Genomic DNA, 14,637 nt, shown 5'->3' on the forward strand with positions numbered 1-14,637 from the left:
TTCATGGCTTGGCCTCTGCGCCGGTGGCGGCCTGTCCGCTTTCCTTCAGGGCCTTGGTGACCTCGGGTGGCATGTACTTCTCGTCGTGCTTGGCCAGTACTTCATCGGCCACCACCACGCCGTCGGCGTTGAGCTTGCCGAGGGCGACGATGCCCTGCCCTTCACGGAACAGGTCGGGGAGGATGCCACGGTAGGTAATCGGCACCGACTTGTTGAAGTCGGTGACCACGAAGCGCACGTCCAGCGAATCGGACGAACGCTGCACCGAGCCTTTCTCGACCATGCCGCCGGCGCGGATGCGGGTGTCCAGCGGCGCTTCGCCGTTGGCGATCTGGGTCGGTGTGTAGAACAGGTTGATGTTCTGCTGCAATGCGCTCAAGGCAAAGCCGACGGCAACCCCGACGCCGACCAGCAGGCCGACGATGAGCAACAGGCGTTTCTTGCGCTGCGGATTCACTGGTTGTTCTCCCGGCGCAAACGGCGCGCCTCATCTTGCAGGTAGCGACGGCGCGCCAGCACGGGCGCGGCGACATTCAGCGCCAGCACCGCCAGGCAGATGCCATAGGCCGTCCACACGTACAGGCCATGGTGGCCCATGGCGAGAAAGTCAGCGAAGCTGGCAAAACTCATTATGCGGCCCTCCGCCCCAGGCTGTTCAATACTTCGTCCTTGACCCAACTGGCGCGCGCCTCGCGCTTGAGCACCTCAAGGCGCATGCGCAGCAACAGCACCGCACCAAAGAAGCAGTAGAAGCCCAGCGCCGTACATAGCAGCGGCAGCCACATTTCGGCAGGCATCGCCGGTTTTTCGGTGAGGGTGAAGGTGGCGCCCTGATGCAGGGTGTTCCACCACTCCACGGAGTACTTGATGATCGGGATGTTCACCACGCCGACGATCGCCAGTACCGCGCAGGCCTTGGCTGCACTGTCACGATTACTGATTGCCTGGCCCAGCGCAATAATGCCGAAGTACAGGAACAGCAGGATGAGCATGGACGTCAGCCGCGCATCCCAGACCCACCAGCTACCCCAGGTCGGCTTGCCCCAGATGGCGCCGGTGACCAGCGCCACGGCGGTCATCCAGGCACCAATCGGTGCGGCGCATTGCAGGGCGACGTCGGCCAGTTTCATCTTCCACACCAGCCCCACCACCCCGGCCACGGCCAGCAGCACGTAGCAGGACTGCGCCAGCATCGCCGCCGGCACGTGGATGTAGATGATGCGGAAGCTGTTGCCTTGCTGGTAGTCCTGGGGGGCGAAGGCCAGGCCCCAGGTAATGCCGACCAGCAGCAGGAGCACGGCAGCACCGGCAAGCCACGGCAGCATGCGGCCGCTGATGGCATAGAACCATTTAGGGGAGCCCAGCTTGTGGAACCACGTCCAGCTTATTTTCATCAGGGTACATCCAGGGTATTGGCCGGGCTTGAAAGCCCGGGACTCGTTATTCGCCGACGCTGATCTTCAGGCCGGCCGCGATCGCAAAGGGTGCCAGGGTCACGGCCAGGGCCGTCAGGCTGGCGAGCCAGAGCAGGTGGCCGGTTGCCGGCATATTCTGCAACGCCGCTTGCAACGCACCACTGCCCAGGATCAATACAGGGATATACAACGGCAGAATCAGCAATGCCAGCAGCAAACCGCCGCGCTTCAGACCGACTGTCAGCGCCGCGCCCACCGCGCCCAGCAGGCTCAGCACCGGCGTGCCCAGCAGCAGCGAGCCGAGCAGCACCGGCAGGCAATGGCTCGGCAGCCCCAGCATCAGCGCCAGCAGCGGCGCCAACAATACCAGCGCCAGCCCGGAAAAGATCCAGTGCGCCAGCACCTTGGCCAGCACCAGCAGCGCCAACGGATGCGGCGACAGCACCCACTGTTCCAGCGAGCCGTCCTCGAAATCGCTGCGGAACAGGCCGTCCAGCGACAACAGCACCGCCAGCAATGCCGCCACCCAGACCAGGCCTGGCGACAAGGTTTGCAACAATTGGCTTTCCGGGCCGACCGCCAGCGGGAACAACGCCACCACGATGGCGAAGAACACCAGCGGATTGGCCAGTTCGGCCGGGCGGCGGAACAGCAGGCGCGCTTCGCGGCGCAACAACAGGATGAATACGCTCATGCCGCCCATTGCCCCAGGTTCAGTTCACGGTAACCGCTGGGCTTGCGCTCCAGCGTGTGGTGGGTGGTCAGCACCACCGTGCCGCCCTGCTCGCAGTGGGCCGCCAGGTGCGCTTCGAGTTGCGCCACGCCCTGCTTGTCGAGGGCGGTGAACGGCTCGTCGAGGATCCACAACGGCGGGCTGGCCAGGTACAGCCGGGCCAGGGCCACGCGGCGCTGCTGGCCGGCGGACAGGGTGTGGCAGGGCACATCTTCGAAACCACGCAGGCCGACGGCCGCCAGTGCCGCCCAGATTGCCTCGCGGCTGGCCGGCTGGTGCAGGGCGCACAGCCAGGTAAGGTTCTCCTCGGCGGTGAGCAGGTCCTTGATGCCGGCGGCGTGGCCGATCCACAACAGGATGCTGGCCAGGGCGTGGCGCTGCTCGGCCAGTGGCTTGCCACCCAGCAGGATCTGCCCGGCCGTCGGCTGCATCAAGCCGGCCAGCAGGCGCAGCAGGCTGGTCTTGCCGCTGCCGTTGGGGCCGCTGATCTGCAGCATGTCGCCAGCACCCAGCTCGAAATCGAGCTGCTCGAACAGCAGGCGCCAGTCGCGCTCGCAGGCCAGGCCTGCGGCTTGGAGGTGAAGGGTCACGGTTTCGCCTTATCTTTGTGGGCTAGAGGTCGGCGTCGTCTGCTTCGCGGGTAAACCCGCTCCCACAGGTTCAACGCAGGGCTTGAAAGCTGCGCAAAACCTTGTGGGAGCGGGTTCACCCGCGAAGCAGGCAACACGGCCCTGAAGCTCTGTATCTCAAGTCGCCCCCCGCGCTACCGTTATACTGGCAACCACAGGCGGTCGGCATTATTACACGCGCCGCCGCGCTGCCAAGAGGGTGGGTTCGACAGGTTGTATACAATCATGACTGAAATCAATAGTCTCGGTGCACAAACCCCGATCTTCACCCTCACGACGAGCAGGCCCGCTGTACTGGCTCCCCAAGCCCCCCGGCCGCATAAATACATACCTCCAGGTCTGTCCCGCCAGGCTCGACCATGCCAACCCCTTCACATGGCAGGTCAAAGACATGACAACTCATTTGCACCCATTAGCGGCCCAGCACGTACGCAACCACCTCACCCTCATTCCTCGCCCCGATCGAGTCGCCGTCGAAAAAATAAGGCAGTGGTCCAAAACTCAGGGGGCCGATCTCGACCCCGACACCACATTGGCGGTTACCTTGCATTACAAGCCCAACCCCGCGGGGGGCTGGCTTGCCCAAGTGGTTGAGCAAATTCCGCTCAGTCAGGCCCTGTTGTCCAAATGGCAGGATCAATCCACTAGCCTGGAGAACATTTCACTCGCCGCCCTTGGCCGCCCTATGGCACTTGTCGCCCTCGACCTCATAGGGCTATTCAAGGAATGGGGCCTTGTGCAGGAAAGCTGGTCGCAGGCCTTTTCCGATGCGCACGTGCATATCGTCGATCGGCTCCCCAAAGGCGGCCTCCTTGGCGAGGTCGAAGACTATTTAGTGTATCAAGGGCTCTTCCGTAAGACCGAGCCCATGCAATATACCCGCGAGACGCAAATCATCACCAACATGCAAGCGTTTCAAGAATTCATCTGGAAGCTGGATTTTCATGATGAGTTCATCAACCAGTTGCATGACTATTGGCTACATCAACTTGATGATTACGCCACGCTGGCGCAGGTCAATTTCATCGCCGCCTGCAACAAGCAAGTCGAGGACGGCAGCCTGAGCCAAGCGGGTTGCCAGCTTGCCTGGCGCTCGGCCGGCATTGCAGTCGACGATGACACGCCACCCGCGCAGGACAGCCTGGTTGAAGCACGCATGCTGAACTTCTATGGCTATGTGGCGACTGATATTCCATGCCTCACGGACCGGGTCTCCGGCCTGACCCTGCTCTACATACCTGGCCATTCATCCCCGCTGCATGAGTTCGAGAACCCGCAGGCAATGAAAGCCTGGTTGGTAGAGCAGTGCAAGGATGCCGAAAAGTGCAAGGCACTGATGGCGCATTTCCGTCTGGAAGACTTGCAGAGCGGGCTCAGTTACTCAGGTCTACACGCCACGCTCGCAGGGCTGGCCAACTACCACGGCACTCGTTATCTGCACCTGAACAACGTAATCATCCCGGCGCGCGGTTGGTCAACCGAGTACATCAACTACAAGGTCGACAAATATAGCCCATTGATAGCTGGCGGCCTTTTCAAGCATATTGCCTTGCGTCAGAAACAGCGCAGCTACGATGATGCACAGTTCCTGATCACCACCAACAGCGATGTCATCAAGGCAAAATGGCGAGGTTATCTGAACCTCTCGCTGACGCTACTCGCTCCCCTGGCGCTCGCCGTACCCGGGTTGGGATGGCTGATTGCAATTGGCGGAGTCGCTCAGCTCGGCTTTGGGCTGGATGAAGTCATCAATGGCAAGACCCTGCAAGAAAAAGCGCACGGGGCCACCAACGTTACATTCGGTGTGCTATGTGCCGCGCCGCTGGCCAGCGCGGCATGGTCCGGCAGTAAACAACTGTTCCAGGCGCAATTCGATGGCTTCGTCGCCCCCCGCAAGATCAATGGCCAGATCGGCTACCCGCTCAGCCCAACCCGGGCGCCGAGGCCACGCTGGGCCAGTAGAAACTTTCATGCATACTTCGAGCAACCGGTCCCGGTGGAACCGCTCCCCCCTCACACAGGCGAAACAGTAATCCGCCGGCAAACCACCCACACAGGCATGGACACGCTGATAGCTGTGCATAATCCGCAAACGGACTTTGTCTACGACCTGGATGCCGACGCTTTTGTAAGGTCAAGCGATCTGGCTGAAGCTGCGCCGACCCGCTTCATCGCCGAGAACGCTCAGTTGCGCACCTACCAACCGGCGATCAACGGCCCTCGTGACGTTAGCAACGCCATGCGCGAAAGCACGTTGCGCAGTCTCGGCATAAAACTGCCGCTCCCCGTCGAAGTGCCGAGGGTGCCCCATGTAAATCAACTGCCTATCCCCAGGCGAGTGATACATCTGTGGCCCAGCCGAAAACCCATCTCACCGGCCTTGCTCGCGCATATCAGCCGTAATTCCAGGCTGCTCAACGAGGCCGGCTTTGCTCATGTCCTTTACCTTTCCAACGCCAGCTATGACGCCTTCGCCATTAATAGCCGCGCCTTGGCCAGCGTCGCCCCCGACGTACAGGTATTACCCCTCGAGCACCAGGGTTTCTACCGCGAAATGGGATACGCCAAGCGCTATTACGATGCCGCCATGCAGGGACCGGAGCACGGGTTCTCGCACATAACCGCAGCCAATGACATGTTGAAGTACCATGCGCTTTATCACGAAGGCGGCTTGTACATGGATATCAACAATGACCTGCTGGCAACGCCTGATCATCCTGCGGCGGCAGGTATCGTCAATACAGCCGCACCCAACGACTGGATCGGCAATGTGCCATTGCAGGCATCCCCCGAGGGACTATTACTCGAGCAGCCGACCTCAAACCCATTCAAGGGCGCCCATCAGCAATACAACACCAGCGTGATTGGCAGCCAGCCCAATAACCCAACCGTGCGGGAGGTCATGGACGAAATGGCGCGTCGGCTGGACGACCGCCCAGGATTTTTCACTCAGAAACAAAACTGGCCGCGCAAGGGCGCCTATGCACCCAAGTATGCAACCTATGCCAAAGCCCTGAGCGAATTGACCGGTATTGACATGTTCAATCACGTCGTCGACAGGGCCATGCCTGCTTACCGGCAAATGAAGCAGATATACAAACTGCTGAGCTGCCCGTTGCTAAACACGCCCACACTACTGGGCGCGGACCTGCAACCGGTGTCGAATGAAGAGCTGCAGGCCACCCTCCAGTCGCTGTTCCGCGTTTCACGAATAGTGCGCGTGAACAAAGGGTTCGGCTGGAGGAACCTGAATCCGTAATGGACACGTGTTGCCTGAGGCTCACGGCCTCAAGCCAACCCCGAGCCCGGGCCCTATGTCTCAAGTCGCCCCCCTCGCTGCCGTTATACTGGCAACCACGGGCGGTCGGCATGAATACACACACCGCCGCGCTGCCAAGAGGGCGGGCTCGACAGGTTTTATACAATCATGACTGAAATCAATAGTCTCGGCGCACAAGCCGCGATCAGCCCCCAGGCCATCAAGGCCAGCATGACCGGCGAACTGCTGCGCCTGACACAACCGCAGCCCGGTTTGATGACCCCCGGCGAGACCGCGCAGGCCGAGGTCATGTCGTTGCGCCAGGTGGGCCAGGACTTCCAGCTGGTGCTGCGGTTGATGCGGGCCAACGGCACCCAGACCCAACTGCAAGCCAGCGCCAGCCAGCCCCTGCCCGAAGGTAGCCGGGTCACGGTCAGCCAGACCGAAAGCAACCGCCTGACGATCATGCTGCAGCAGGCCAGCGCCAGCCAGGTCGCCACCCTCACCCGTCTGGACACCAGCAAGGTGCCGGTCGGCACCCTGCTGCAAGGCAAGGTCCTGACCAACCAGGCACTGCTCCAGGCACCTGGCCAGCCCGCCGTCTACCGGGCGCTGGTCAGCCTGCTCAACAGTGCCCAGGCCGGCGCCACCCTGAGTGTGGACAGCCCGCGCCCACTGGCCGTTGGCAGCCTGCTCAGCGCGCTGGTGCAGGGCGACCAGTCGCTGCGTTTCGTGCCGCTCAGCGGCCGTCAGGACCAGCTCAGCATTGCCCAGCAGTTGCTGACCCAGCAAAACCGCCAGGCTTCGCTGCCCGGCCTGCTCAATGCCCTGCAACGGGTGGCCCGCGACCCGGGCGCCGATGGCGAACTGCGCGCCAGCGCCGAACGCCTGCTGGCCGACCTGCCGGAAGCCCGGCAACTGGGTGATGCCAAGGCAGTCGCCCAAGCCCTGAACAACAGCGGTGCCTTCCTCGAAGCCAAACTGCTGGGCGGCTTCCCTGCCAGCGTCGCTACTGACCTCAAGGTGCATTTGCTGCGGCTGATCACCCTCGCACCTGCCAGCGTGCCCAGCGTACCCAACCTGGCGCCCGCCAGCCTGGCCGTGACCATGCCGGCCTTGGCCCGCAGCGCGCTGGGCATGCTCGAACGGGTCACCCCCAAGCAGCAGCCGGGCGCGTTTCCGCTGCCGTCGCGCCTGCTCAAGGCCATGGAGGACGAAGGCGATCTGCAACAACTGCTGCGCCTGGCCGCCGCTGCCGTATCGCGCCTGCAAAGCCACGCCATGAGCAGCCTGCAACAAACCGGCAGCCTGGAAAACGGCAACCTGCAGACCACCTGGCAAACCGAGGTGCCGATCCGCCACGGCCAGGAGTTCATTCCGCTGCAGGTCAAGCTGCAGCGCGAGGAAACGCCACAACAGCAGGCCGACCGCCAGCATGAAGCACAGGACCCGCTGCAGGCCCTGTGGCGTATCGAACTGGCCTTCGACCTGTCGCCCCTTGGCCCGGTGCAGGTGCAGGCGCAATTGAGCCAGGGTCGCCTGAGCGGGCAGCTGTGGGCAGAACGCGAACAAACCGCCCGGCTGATCGAAACCCAGCTCGGCGCCCTGCGCGAACGCCTGCTGGCACGCGGCCTGGATGTCGGCGACCTGGAATGTCACCCCGGCACTCCGCCACAAGGCCCGCGCACGCGGGTAGAACAACGCTGGGTGGATGAAAACGCATGAACGCAAGTCAACCGCGCCAGGCCATCGCCCTGAGCTATGACGGCCAACAGGCCCCCACCCTCAGCGCCAAAGGCGAGGATGCACTGGCCGAAGCCATCCTGGCGCTGGCCCGTGAACACGAGGTGCCGATCTACGAAAACGCCGAACTGGTGTGCCTGCTGGCGCGGCTGGAGCTGGGCGAGCAGATCCCTGAGGCGCTGTACCTGACCATTGCCGAGATCATTGCGTTTGCCTGGCAATTGCGCGGCAAGGTGCCGGCCGGCTTCAGCGATGAGCCAGACACACCGCGCGACGTTACCCCGACAACCCTGCTGTTACCGCCGAACCGCAGCCGGTAGTTATCTACCACCGCGACCGGCGTCAGCCGTTCAGCCTTGCCGTTTCCGTAAATGAGCAAGGTGAATGCATGTCCACAACCCGTATCAACGCCGCCGGCATACAGTATGTGCGCGACCACCTGCGCCGGGTGCCTCGCCCGGACCGCGAAGCCAGCCGGACGCTGCGCCAATGGCTGGCGAGGCAAGGCCATGACTTCGACCCCGCCCAGATCGACGTTGTCACGCTGTATTACAGAGCCGACCGCCATCTGGGCAACTACGTCGCCGTCACCCGCTGCATCAGCCTGCCCAAGGCCCTGCTGAGCAACTGGCAAGGGGAGTCCGACAACGATCTGTTCAGCGCCGTGTTTCGCCAACCGTGGGCCGGCGCCTTGCCTGACGGCCCCCAGCACCTGGTCGAGAGCCTGCCAGCAGCGGCCTTCAACCACTACGGCGCCGCATACCAGGTGTTCAATGGGCTGTTCCGCCGAACCACCCCGCAACGCTATGACGCCTCGACCCACCTGCCGATAGCCGCCGAGGCGTTGCAACGCTTCATCGCCGACCTGGACTTCTACACCCCGTTCAAGGCCGAACTGGATCGCTACTGGCGTGACCATCTGCCCGGCCACCGGCTGGCCAGCAAGCTCAACTTCATTGCGGCTTGTAACAAGCAAGTCAGTGAAGGCAGCCTCAGCGAGGCTGCGAGAAGGCTGATATGGCGAGCCGTCGGGCTGATGACCCGTGGCGGGGCGCTGCGGGTGAGCCTGTTGAACATCTACGGTTACGCCGCAACCGACCTGCTGTGCCTCAATGACCCCGTCAGCGACTTAACCGTCCTCTACATGCCCGGCAACAGCTCGCCGCTGCTGGAGTTCACCAGCGAAAACCTGATGAAGGACTGGGTTGGCCAACAATGCAAAGACCCGCTCAGGCGCGCAGCCCTGAAGCAACATTTCAGACTGGCCGACGGCCCTCAAGGCCTGGATTTCAGCGGCCTGGATACGGCCCTTGAAGGGTTGGCCGCGTACCCCGCCCGCCACCCTTTGCCGCCTGAACATGGCTTTTTCAACGACGACGGCAAGTGGTCACCGCGCACCTACGTCAATTACCGCCCGGAAAAATACTCCCCCGACATTGGCGGAGAGCTGTTCCAGGCGCTAGCAGAGTGCCAGCGCCAACGCAGTTACGACGATGCAGCGTTCCTGATCACCACCGACAGCCAGATCAGCAAAGCCCGCTGGACCGGTTACCTGACCAGCACCCTCAACCTGCTGGCGCCGCTATGCCTGGTAGTACCCGGGCTGGCGCCACTGTTGGCCATTGGCGGCATCGCGCAACTGGGCCTGGGGCTGGACCTGGCCATCAATGGCAAGTCGCTGCGCGAAAAGCAGGATGGCATCGGCAACATCACCTGGGGCCTGTTCAATGCTGTGCCGCTGGCTATCGCAGGCGCCGCCAAGGCCAAAGCGTTGTTCGAGTTCAAGCTCGATGGCTTCGTACCACCCGCCCGCTTGAACGAGCAGATCGGTTACCCGTTGAGTCCCGTCTCAGCCCCGCGTCTGCCAGCGCCTGAAGGCGCACCTTATTTCCATACTCATCAGCCGATCACGCCACTGCCCGATTGCAATCAGGCCATCGCCGACTCGATCATCCGGGTGCCCCTGTACGACGGCAATGTCGACAACCTCGACGCCTGTATCGAAGGCTACAGCCAGCGCATGGTCTACGACCTGCAAAGGGATGTGTTCATTCGCGAAGGCGATCTGAACGAGATCGACCCTACCGGTTACATTGCCCAAGCCGGCCTCCGAGACTTGGTGGCTGCCCCCATCTCCCGCGTGCCCAGCAACGCAATGCGCTGCCAAAGCCTGCGAGCCCTGGGCGTCGACCTTACACTGCCCGTGGAGATACCGGTTCCGGCCGGCGGCAGCCATGCGATCCCCAAACAGATTTCGTGCCTATGGGTCGGCGATCGCGTCATCAGCCCAAAGCTGCTGGCTAACCTGGGCAGGAATGCCATGCGCTTGAAGGACAGCGCGTACAAGTTACGCCTGTTCCTCTCCAAAGACGCCCCCCGGGCGTATGCCGAAAACCTGCAACTGCTGGCCGAACACGCCCCCGGGGTGCAGGTGCTGCCACTGGAAGAGCAAGCGTTCTTCAGGGCCTTTCGGCAAAGCCGCTACTACGCCCAGTACGACGCCGCACTGGATGGCAACGGCGGCATTGCCACCAACTACGCCTCGGCCTCCGATGTACTGCGCTACCCGATGCTGCATCACGAAGGCGGCTTGTACATGGACGTTGACGATGCCCTGCTCGCCACTGGCGAATACCCGCAGGGCATCGACGGGCAACCCGCCGGCAGCCCCGGCGAAGCCATCGATCAGGTAGCGCTGGTCACCACGCTTGATGGTGTGCTGCTGGCGCCGCCCATGTCCAACGAAACGCTGGGCATGAACTGCCTGTACAACACCAGCCTGATCGGCAGCCACCCGGGCAACCCGTTGCTCGAGGCCATATCCGAAGAAATGCACGCCCGCTACCAGACCAACCCGGACTTCTACGACAGCAAGCCCAGCCTGGCCGATGATCCCGCCAACTTCTATCGCTATGCCAACCGCCTGAGCCGCCTTACCGGCCCTGCCATGCTCACCGATGTGGTCGACCGCCACCTGCCGCAACTGCGCATTCTGCGGCAGCTGGTCAACCTCTACACCCTCCCGCGGGTCAATGCCTACCAGTTCGTCGATCTGGCCCGCGGCCAGCAGGCCATGAACACGCTGCTCCCCCTCAACCGCTTCGCCAAGGTTGGCGGCAATCATTCCTGGAGCCACTCATGAGTCAACAACTACCCGCTGCGATGCAGCTTGCTCATCAGCTCCGCCTCGGCCTGGGTCAGACCGCAGCTCTCGGTCAGCTCGGCCACGCTGGCCCCCATGCCCACCAGCTTGGCCGCCTGGGTGAAGGTGACATTATGCGGGTCACGCTGCTCCAGCTGCTGGATCTTGTCGGGCAGCGGTGCTACGGCCACGCTCAGCTCGTGCAGCGCCTCGCCCATGCGCACGGTACCGTTCTGGTAGTCGTCCAGGCGCTTGGCCAAGTCCTTGATGCGCTGGTCACGCAGGGCATCACCCTCGGCCTGCTGCGCAGCCAGCTCGCGCTGGCGCTTGCTGTAGTTCAGGAAAAACCACAGGCTCAGCGCCCAGACCAGTGCCAGGAAGATGACAGCAACCTCTAGGATCAACTCAGATGTTCTCCAGCTCGGACCACTCTTCCTCGGTCATCATCTTGTCCAGCTCGACCAGGATCAGCAGTTCGCCGTTCTTGTTGCACACGCCCTGGATGAACTTGGCCGACTCTTCGTTACCCACGTTCGGCGCAGTCTCGATCTCGGACTGGCGCAGGTACACCACCTCGGCCACGCTGTCGACCAGGATACCGACCACCTGCTTGTCGGCCTCGATGATCACGATACGGGTGTTGTCGGTGACTTCGGTCGGCATCAGGCCAAAGCGTTGGCGGGTGTCGATCACCGTCACCACGTTGCCACGCAGGTTGATGATGCCCAGCACGTAGCTTGGCGCACCCGGCACCGGGGCGATTTCGGTGTAGCGCAACACTTCCTGCACCTGCATCACGTTGATGCCGTAGGACTCATTGTCCAGACGGAAGGTAACCCACTGCAGGATCGGATCTTCGGAACCTTGTGCAGACGACTTTTTCATTCCCCTACCCTCAAAATCCGCCATCGGCGGTGTGTTCGGTGTCATTTCTGTTTGGCGTGCATCTGCTTGACCGCGCCACTGGCGATCAGCTCGGCCAGTGCAGCGACGTCGAGCAGTGCACACATGTGTTCAATCACCGTGCCGGCCAGCCACGGGCGCTGGCCACGCTGGCTGCGCCACTTGATCTCGGACGGGTCCAGGCGCAGCGAGCGGCTGACCTGGTGCACGGCCAGTCCCCATTCGTAGCCCTGCACGGAAATCACGTATTGCAGGCCCTGGCGAAAATCATCGCGGTAGCGGTCGGGCATCACCCAACGCGCGGTGTCCAGCACCTTCAGGTTGCCGGCCTGGCAGGTCAGGATGCCCAGGAACCAGTCGGGCTGGCCGAACAGCGGCGTCAGTTCCTGACCGGCCAGGGTGTAGATCGAACCCAGGCACACCAGCGGCACCGCCAGAGTCAGGCCGGCCACGTCGAACAGCAGGCATTCGAACGGTTCGGCGGCCCAGGCCGGGCGGCCATCGACCGTGGCCGGGGGCACGGGCACCTCGGGCGACGCCAGGTGCACATTTACCAACGGCTGCGCCGGCAGGTGCAAATCCACCAGCGGCACTGCCGGTTCCATGGTTTGTTCTTCGACCAGCACCGGGATGCTGGCCTCGGCCACCACCTCGCGCTCGAGCACCGTCACCACCGGCGCTTCCACCGGCATCACGCTGGGCAGCACCGCCAGCCTGGGCTCGGCGAACGGCCGCGGGGCGGGGCTGGTGGTGGCTTCGGCGGGCGCCGGCCTGGCCTGCTGCAAGGCATCACGCACCTGCTCTTCGCGCACCGCTTCGACGAACTTGTCTGCCACTACCGGCGCCTCGAACAGGTCTTCGGCTTCGGTGGCCTCCTGCAGCAAGCCGTCGAGGTACGACTGCAGGGCCATCTGTGGCCGGGTACTGGTTTGCCGGGTCTGGGTCATCAGGCCACCTGCGCTGCGGTTTTGTAGGTCAGCAGGTGCTTGAGCAGCGCTCGGTAAGCGATCAGCCCGCGGCTCTTGCTGTCGAACTGCGAGGGCGTGACGCCCTTGCGGCTGGCGTCGCGCAGGCGCGTATCCACCGGGATGTAGCCCTGCCACACATGCTGGCCATAGGTGTCACGCAGCAGCTTGAGCGTGCCCAGGGAGGCCTGGGTACGACGGTCGAACAGGGTCGGCACGATCTGGTAGGGCAGCGCCTGCTTGCGCGAGCGGTTGACCATGGCCAGGGTACCGACCATGCGCTCCAGCCCCTTCACCGCCAGGAATTCGGTTTGCACCGGGACCACCAGTTGCTGGCTGGCGGCCAGGGCATTGACCATCAGCACACCGAGCAAGGGTGGGCTGTCGATCAGGGCATAGTCGAAATCCTGCCACAGCTGCGCCAGACTCTTGGCGATCACCAGGCCCAGGCCGCTCTGCCCCGGCGACTGGCGCTCCAGCACCGCCAACGCGGTGCTCGACGGCAACAGCGAGATGCGTTCGTCACTGGTGGGTAACAGCAATTGCCCAGGCAGGCCCTCAGGCACCGCGCCCTTGTGCAGGAACAGGTCGTAGCTGCTGTGCTCCAGGGCATCGGGGTTGTGCCCGAAATAGCTGGTCATCGAGCCGTGCGGGTCGAGGTCGACGACGACCACGCGCTTGCCGGCCTCTGCCAGCAGGCCAGCCAGGGCGATGGTAGTGGTGGTCTTGCCGACGCCACCTTTTTGATTGGCTACTGCCCAGACTCTCATCAAGCAAACTCTATCTATTGATTTGGCAGGGACACGGTAAAAACCACTGTCTTGCGCAGATTTTGAAGCTCGCACGATCCCTGTGGGAGCGGGTTTAGCCGCGAACACCGGCGCAGCCGGTGCCATGCACCGTGTCGGCTTCTTCGCGGGTGAACCCGCTCCCACAGGGGGCGGCGGCAATCCCACCCACCTGAAAACGGTGACAGAGAATTGACGAGTTACTGCCCCGCCACCGTTGCTGGCGTTGCCGGTGCACTTTGTGTGCCAGCCCGGCGCAATGCGGCATCCGGCGTGGCATGGGCACTGCCCGAGCCAGTCAGGCTGCGGCGCACTTCGAGGTTGCGCGAAATCACCAGCACCACGCGGCGGTTGCGCGCACGGCCTTCGGCAGTGTCGTTGCTCGCCACCGGCTGGTACTCGCCGTAGCCGACCGAGGCCATGCGCGCCGGGTTGACCCCCTCCATGGCCAGCAGGCGCACGATGCTCGCCGCCCGCGCCGACGACAGCTCCCAGTTGGTCGGGTACTGCGCGGTGCGGATCGGCAGGTTGTCGGTAAAGCCTTCGACGTGCACCGGGTTGGCGAACGGCTTGAGAATGCCGGCCACCTTCTCGATGATGGCAAATGCCTTGTCGCTGGGCATGGCATCGCCGCTGCCGAACAGCAACGAGGAATTGAGCTCGATCTCGATCCACAGTTCATTGCCGCGCACGGTCATCTGGTCGCTATTGATCAGGTCGCCAAAGGCATCGCGCACGTCATCGCTGATGGTTTTCAGCGGGTCGACACTGGTCGCCCCCAGGCCCGCCTCGGTCTGCTCGCTGTCCTTCACCAACGGCTCGGCCGGGCGCACGCTCAGTGGCCGCTCTTCGCCGACGGGGATCGGCTTCATGCTGCGCTCGGGGTCGTTGAACACACCGAGCAAGGCCTGGGAAATGACCTTGTACTTGCCCTCGTTGATCGAGGAAATCGAGTACATCACCACGAAAAAGGCGAACAGCAAAGTGATGAAGTCGGCGTACGACACCAGCCAGCGTTCGTGGTTTTCGTGTTCCTCGGTATGGCGACGGCGACGCATGG

Annotated in this window: 14 protein-coding genes; 4 read left to right on the plus strand and 10 right to left on the minus strand. The window is 63.1% G+C overall.

What is annotated here, in order from left to right:
* Position 1: 1 nt before the first annotated feature.
* The 5 genes from ccmE to ccmA are packed head-to-tail and all read right to left on the minus strand — an operon-like array spanning position 2 to position 2,738.
* On the minus strand, positions 2-457 hold the full coding sequence (gene ccmE / locus FQ664_RS20140; RefSeq protein WP_144174395.1) for a cytochrome c maturation protein CcmE: 456 nt from the start codon (positions 455-457) through the stop codon (positions 2-4).
* Positions 454-630, minus strand: coding sequence for a heme exporter protein CcmD (gene ccmD, locus FQ664_RS20145; RefSeq protein ID WP_144174397.1), 177 nt, complete (start codon positions 628-630; stop codon positions 454-456). Before ccmD ends, ccmE begins: the two co-directional genes overlap by 4 nt.
* Entirely contained in the window at positions 630-1,394 is a 765-nt protein-coding gene (locus tag FQ664_RS20150) for a heme ABC transporter permease (protein WP_144174398.1), read from the minus strand. The genes ccmD and FQ664_RS20150 overlap by 1 nt, the downstream gene beginning before the upstream one ends.
* 46 nt (positions 1,395-1,440) lie before the next feature.
* Positions 1,441-2,118 (minus strand): heme exporter protein CcmB, encoded by a 678-nt coding sequence (ccmB, locus tag FQ664_RS20155; RefSeq protein WP_013973563.1) that lies wholly within the window; start codon positions 2,116-2,118, stop codon positions 1,441-1,443.
* Complete coding sequence (gene ccmA, locus FQ664_RS20160) at positions 2,106-2,738, minus strand: cytochrome c biogenesis heme-transporting ATPase CcmA (protein ID WP_144174400.1); 633 nt, start codon at positions 2,736-2,738, stop codon at positions 2,106-2,108. Before ccmA ends, ccmB begins: the two co-directional genes overlap by 13 nt.
* A gap of 430 nt (positions 2,739-3,168) precedes the next feature.
* On the opposite strand from ccmA, the gene FQ664_RS20165 reads away from it, so the two are divergent.
* From FQ664_RS20165 to FQ664_RS20180, 4 genes are all read left to right on the plus strand, one after another.
* Positions 3,169-6,036: a dermonecrotic toxin domain-containing protein gene (locus FQ664_RS20165; RefSeq protein WP_144174402.1), complete on the plus strand. Its 2,868-nt coding sequence runs from the start codon at positions 3,169-3,171 to the stop codon at positions 6,034-6,036.
* Between the two features lie 168 nt (positions 6,037-6,204).
* A complete protein-coding gene (fliK, locus tag FQ664_RS20170; protein ID WP_144174404.1) occupies positions 6,205-7,761 on the plus strand; it encodes a flagellar hook-length control protein FliK in 1,557 nt (518 codons plus the stop codon).
* A complete protein-coding gene (locus FQ664_RS20175; RefSeq protein WP_144174405.1) occupies positions 7,758-8,099 on the plus strand; it encodes an EscU/YscU/HrcU family type III secretion system export apparatus switch protein in 342 nt (113 codons plus the stop codon). The genes fliK and FQ664_RS20175 overlap by 4 nt, the downstream gene beginning before the upstream one ends.
* A gap of 68 nt (positions 8,100-8,167) precedes the next feature.
* Positions 8,168-10,921 carry a dermonecrotic toxin domain-containing protein gene (locus FQ664_RS20180; RefSeq protein WP_144174407.1) on the plus strand — a complete coding sequence of 918 codons (2,754 nt, stop codon included), beginning with the start codon at positions 8,168-8,170 and terminating at the stop codon, positions 10,919-10,921.
* Positions 10,922-10,929: 8 nt separating this feature from the next.
* On the opposite strand, the gene FQ664_RS20185 is transcribed toward FQ664_RS20180, so the two are convergent.
* From FQ664_RS20185 to motD, 5 genes are all read right to left on the minus strand, one after another.
* The gene (locus tag FQ664_RS20185; protein ID WP_085623148.1) at positions 10,930-11,325 is read right to left on the minus strand and encodes a DUF2802 domain-containing protein; all 396 of its coding nucleotides are present in this window, start codon (positions 11,323-11,325) and stop codon (positions 10,930-10,932) included.
* Between the two features lies 1 nt (position 11,326).
* Positions 11,327-11,806: a chemotaxis protein CheW gene (locus FQ664_RS20190; RefSeq protein WP_003254393.1), complete on the minus strand. Its 480-nt coding sequence runs from the start codon at positions 11,804-11,806 to the stop codon at positions 11,327-11,329.
* Positions 11,807-11,847: 41 nt separating this feature from the next.
* Entirely contained in the window at positions 11,848-12,771 is a 924-nt protein-coding gene (locus tag FQ664_RS20195; protein ID WP_144174408.1) for a CheW domain-containing protein, read from the minus strand.
* Complete coding sequence (locus tag FQ664_RS20200) at positions 12,771-13,559, minus strand: ParA family protein (protein WP_144174410.1); 789 nt, start codon at positions 13,557-13,559, stop codon at positions 12,771-12,773. Before FQ664_RS20200 ends, FQ664_RS20195 begins: the two co-directional genes overlap by 1 nt.
* Before the next feature lie 218 nt (positions 13,560-13,777).
* Positions 13,778-14,635 carry a flagellar motor protein MotD gene (motD, locus tag FQ664_RS20205; RefSeq protein WP_144174412.1) on the minus strand — a complete coding sequence of 286 codons (858 nt, stop codon included), beginning with the start codon at positions 14,633-14,635 and terminating at the stop codon, positions 13,778-13,780.
* Between the last annotated feature and the right edge of the window lie 2 nt (positions 14,636-14,637).

The organism is Pseudomonas persica, from assembly GCF_900291015.1.
GTDB lineage: Bacteria > Pseudomonadota > Gammaproteobacteria > Pseudomonadales > Pseudomonadaceae > Aquipseudomonas.

What these genes read in the sequence shown, in the direction of transcription:
- ccmD (WP_144174397.1), bottom strand. Translation starts at nt 630, where the DNA reads ATGAGTTTTGCCAGCTTCGCTGACTTTCTCGCCATGGGCCACCATGGC.
- FQ664_RS20150 (WP_144174398.1), bottom strand. Translation starts at nt 1,394, where the DNA reads ATGAAAATAAGCTGGACGTGGTTCCACAAGCTGGGCTCCCCTAAATGG.
- ccmB (WP_013973563.1), bottom strand. Translation starts at nt 2,118, where the DNA reads ATGGGCGGCATGAGCGTATTCATCCTGTTGTTGCGCCGCGAAGCGCGC.
- FQ664_RS20165 (WP_144174402.1), top strand. Translation starts at nt 3,169, where the DNA reads ATGACAACTCATTTGCACCCATTAGCGGCCCAGCACGTACGCAACCAC.
- fliK (WP_144174404.1), top strand. Translation starts at nt 6,205, where the DNA reads ATGACTGAAATCAATAGTCTCGGCGCACAAGCCGCGATCAGCCCCCAG.
- FQ664_RS20175 (WP_144174405.1), top strand. Translation starts at nt 7,758, where the DNA reads ATGAACGCAAGTCAACCGCGCCAGGCCATCGCCCTGAGCTATGACGGC.
- FQ664_RS20180 (WP_144174407.1), top strand. Translation starts at nt 8,168, where the DNA reads ATGTCCACAACCCGTATCAACGCCGCCGGCATACAGTATGTGCGCGAC.
- FQ664_RS20190 (WP_003254393.1), bottom strand. Translation starts at nt 11,806, where the DNA reads ATGAAAAAGTCGTCTGCACAAGGTTCCGAAGATCCGATCCTGCAGTGG.
- FQ664_RS20195 (WP_144174408.1), bottom strand. Translation starts at nt 12,771, where the DNA reads ATGACCCAGACCCGGCAAACCAGTACCCGGCCACAGATGGCCCTGCAG.
- FQ664_RS20200 (WP_144174410.1), bottom strand. Translation starts at nt 13,559, where the DNA reads ATGAGAGTCTGGGCAGTAGCCAATCAAAAAGGTGGCGTCGGCAAGACC.
- motD (WP_144174412.1), bottom strand. Translation starts at nt 14,635, where the DNA reads ATGCGTCGCCGTCGCCATACCGAGGAACACGAAAACCACGAACGCTGG.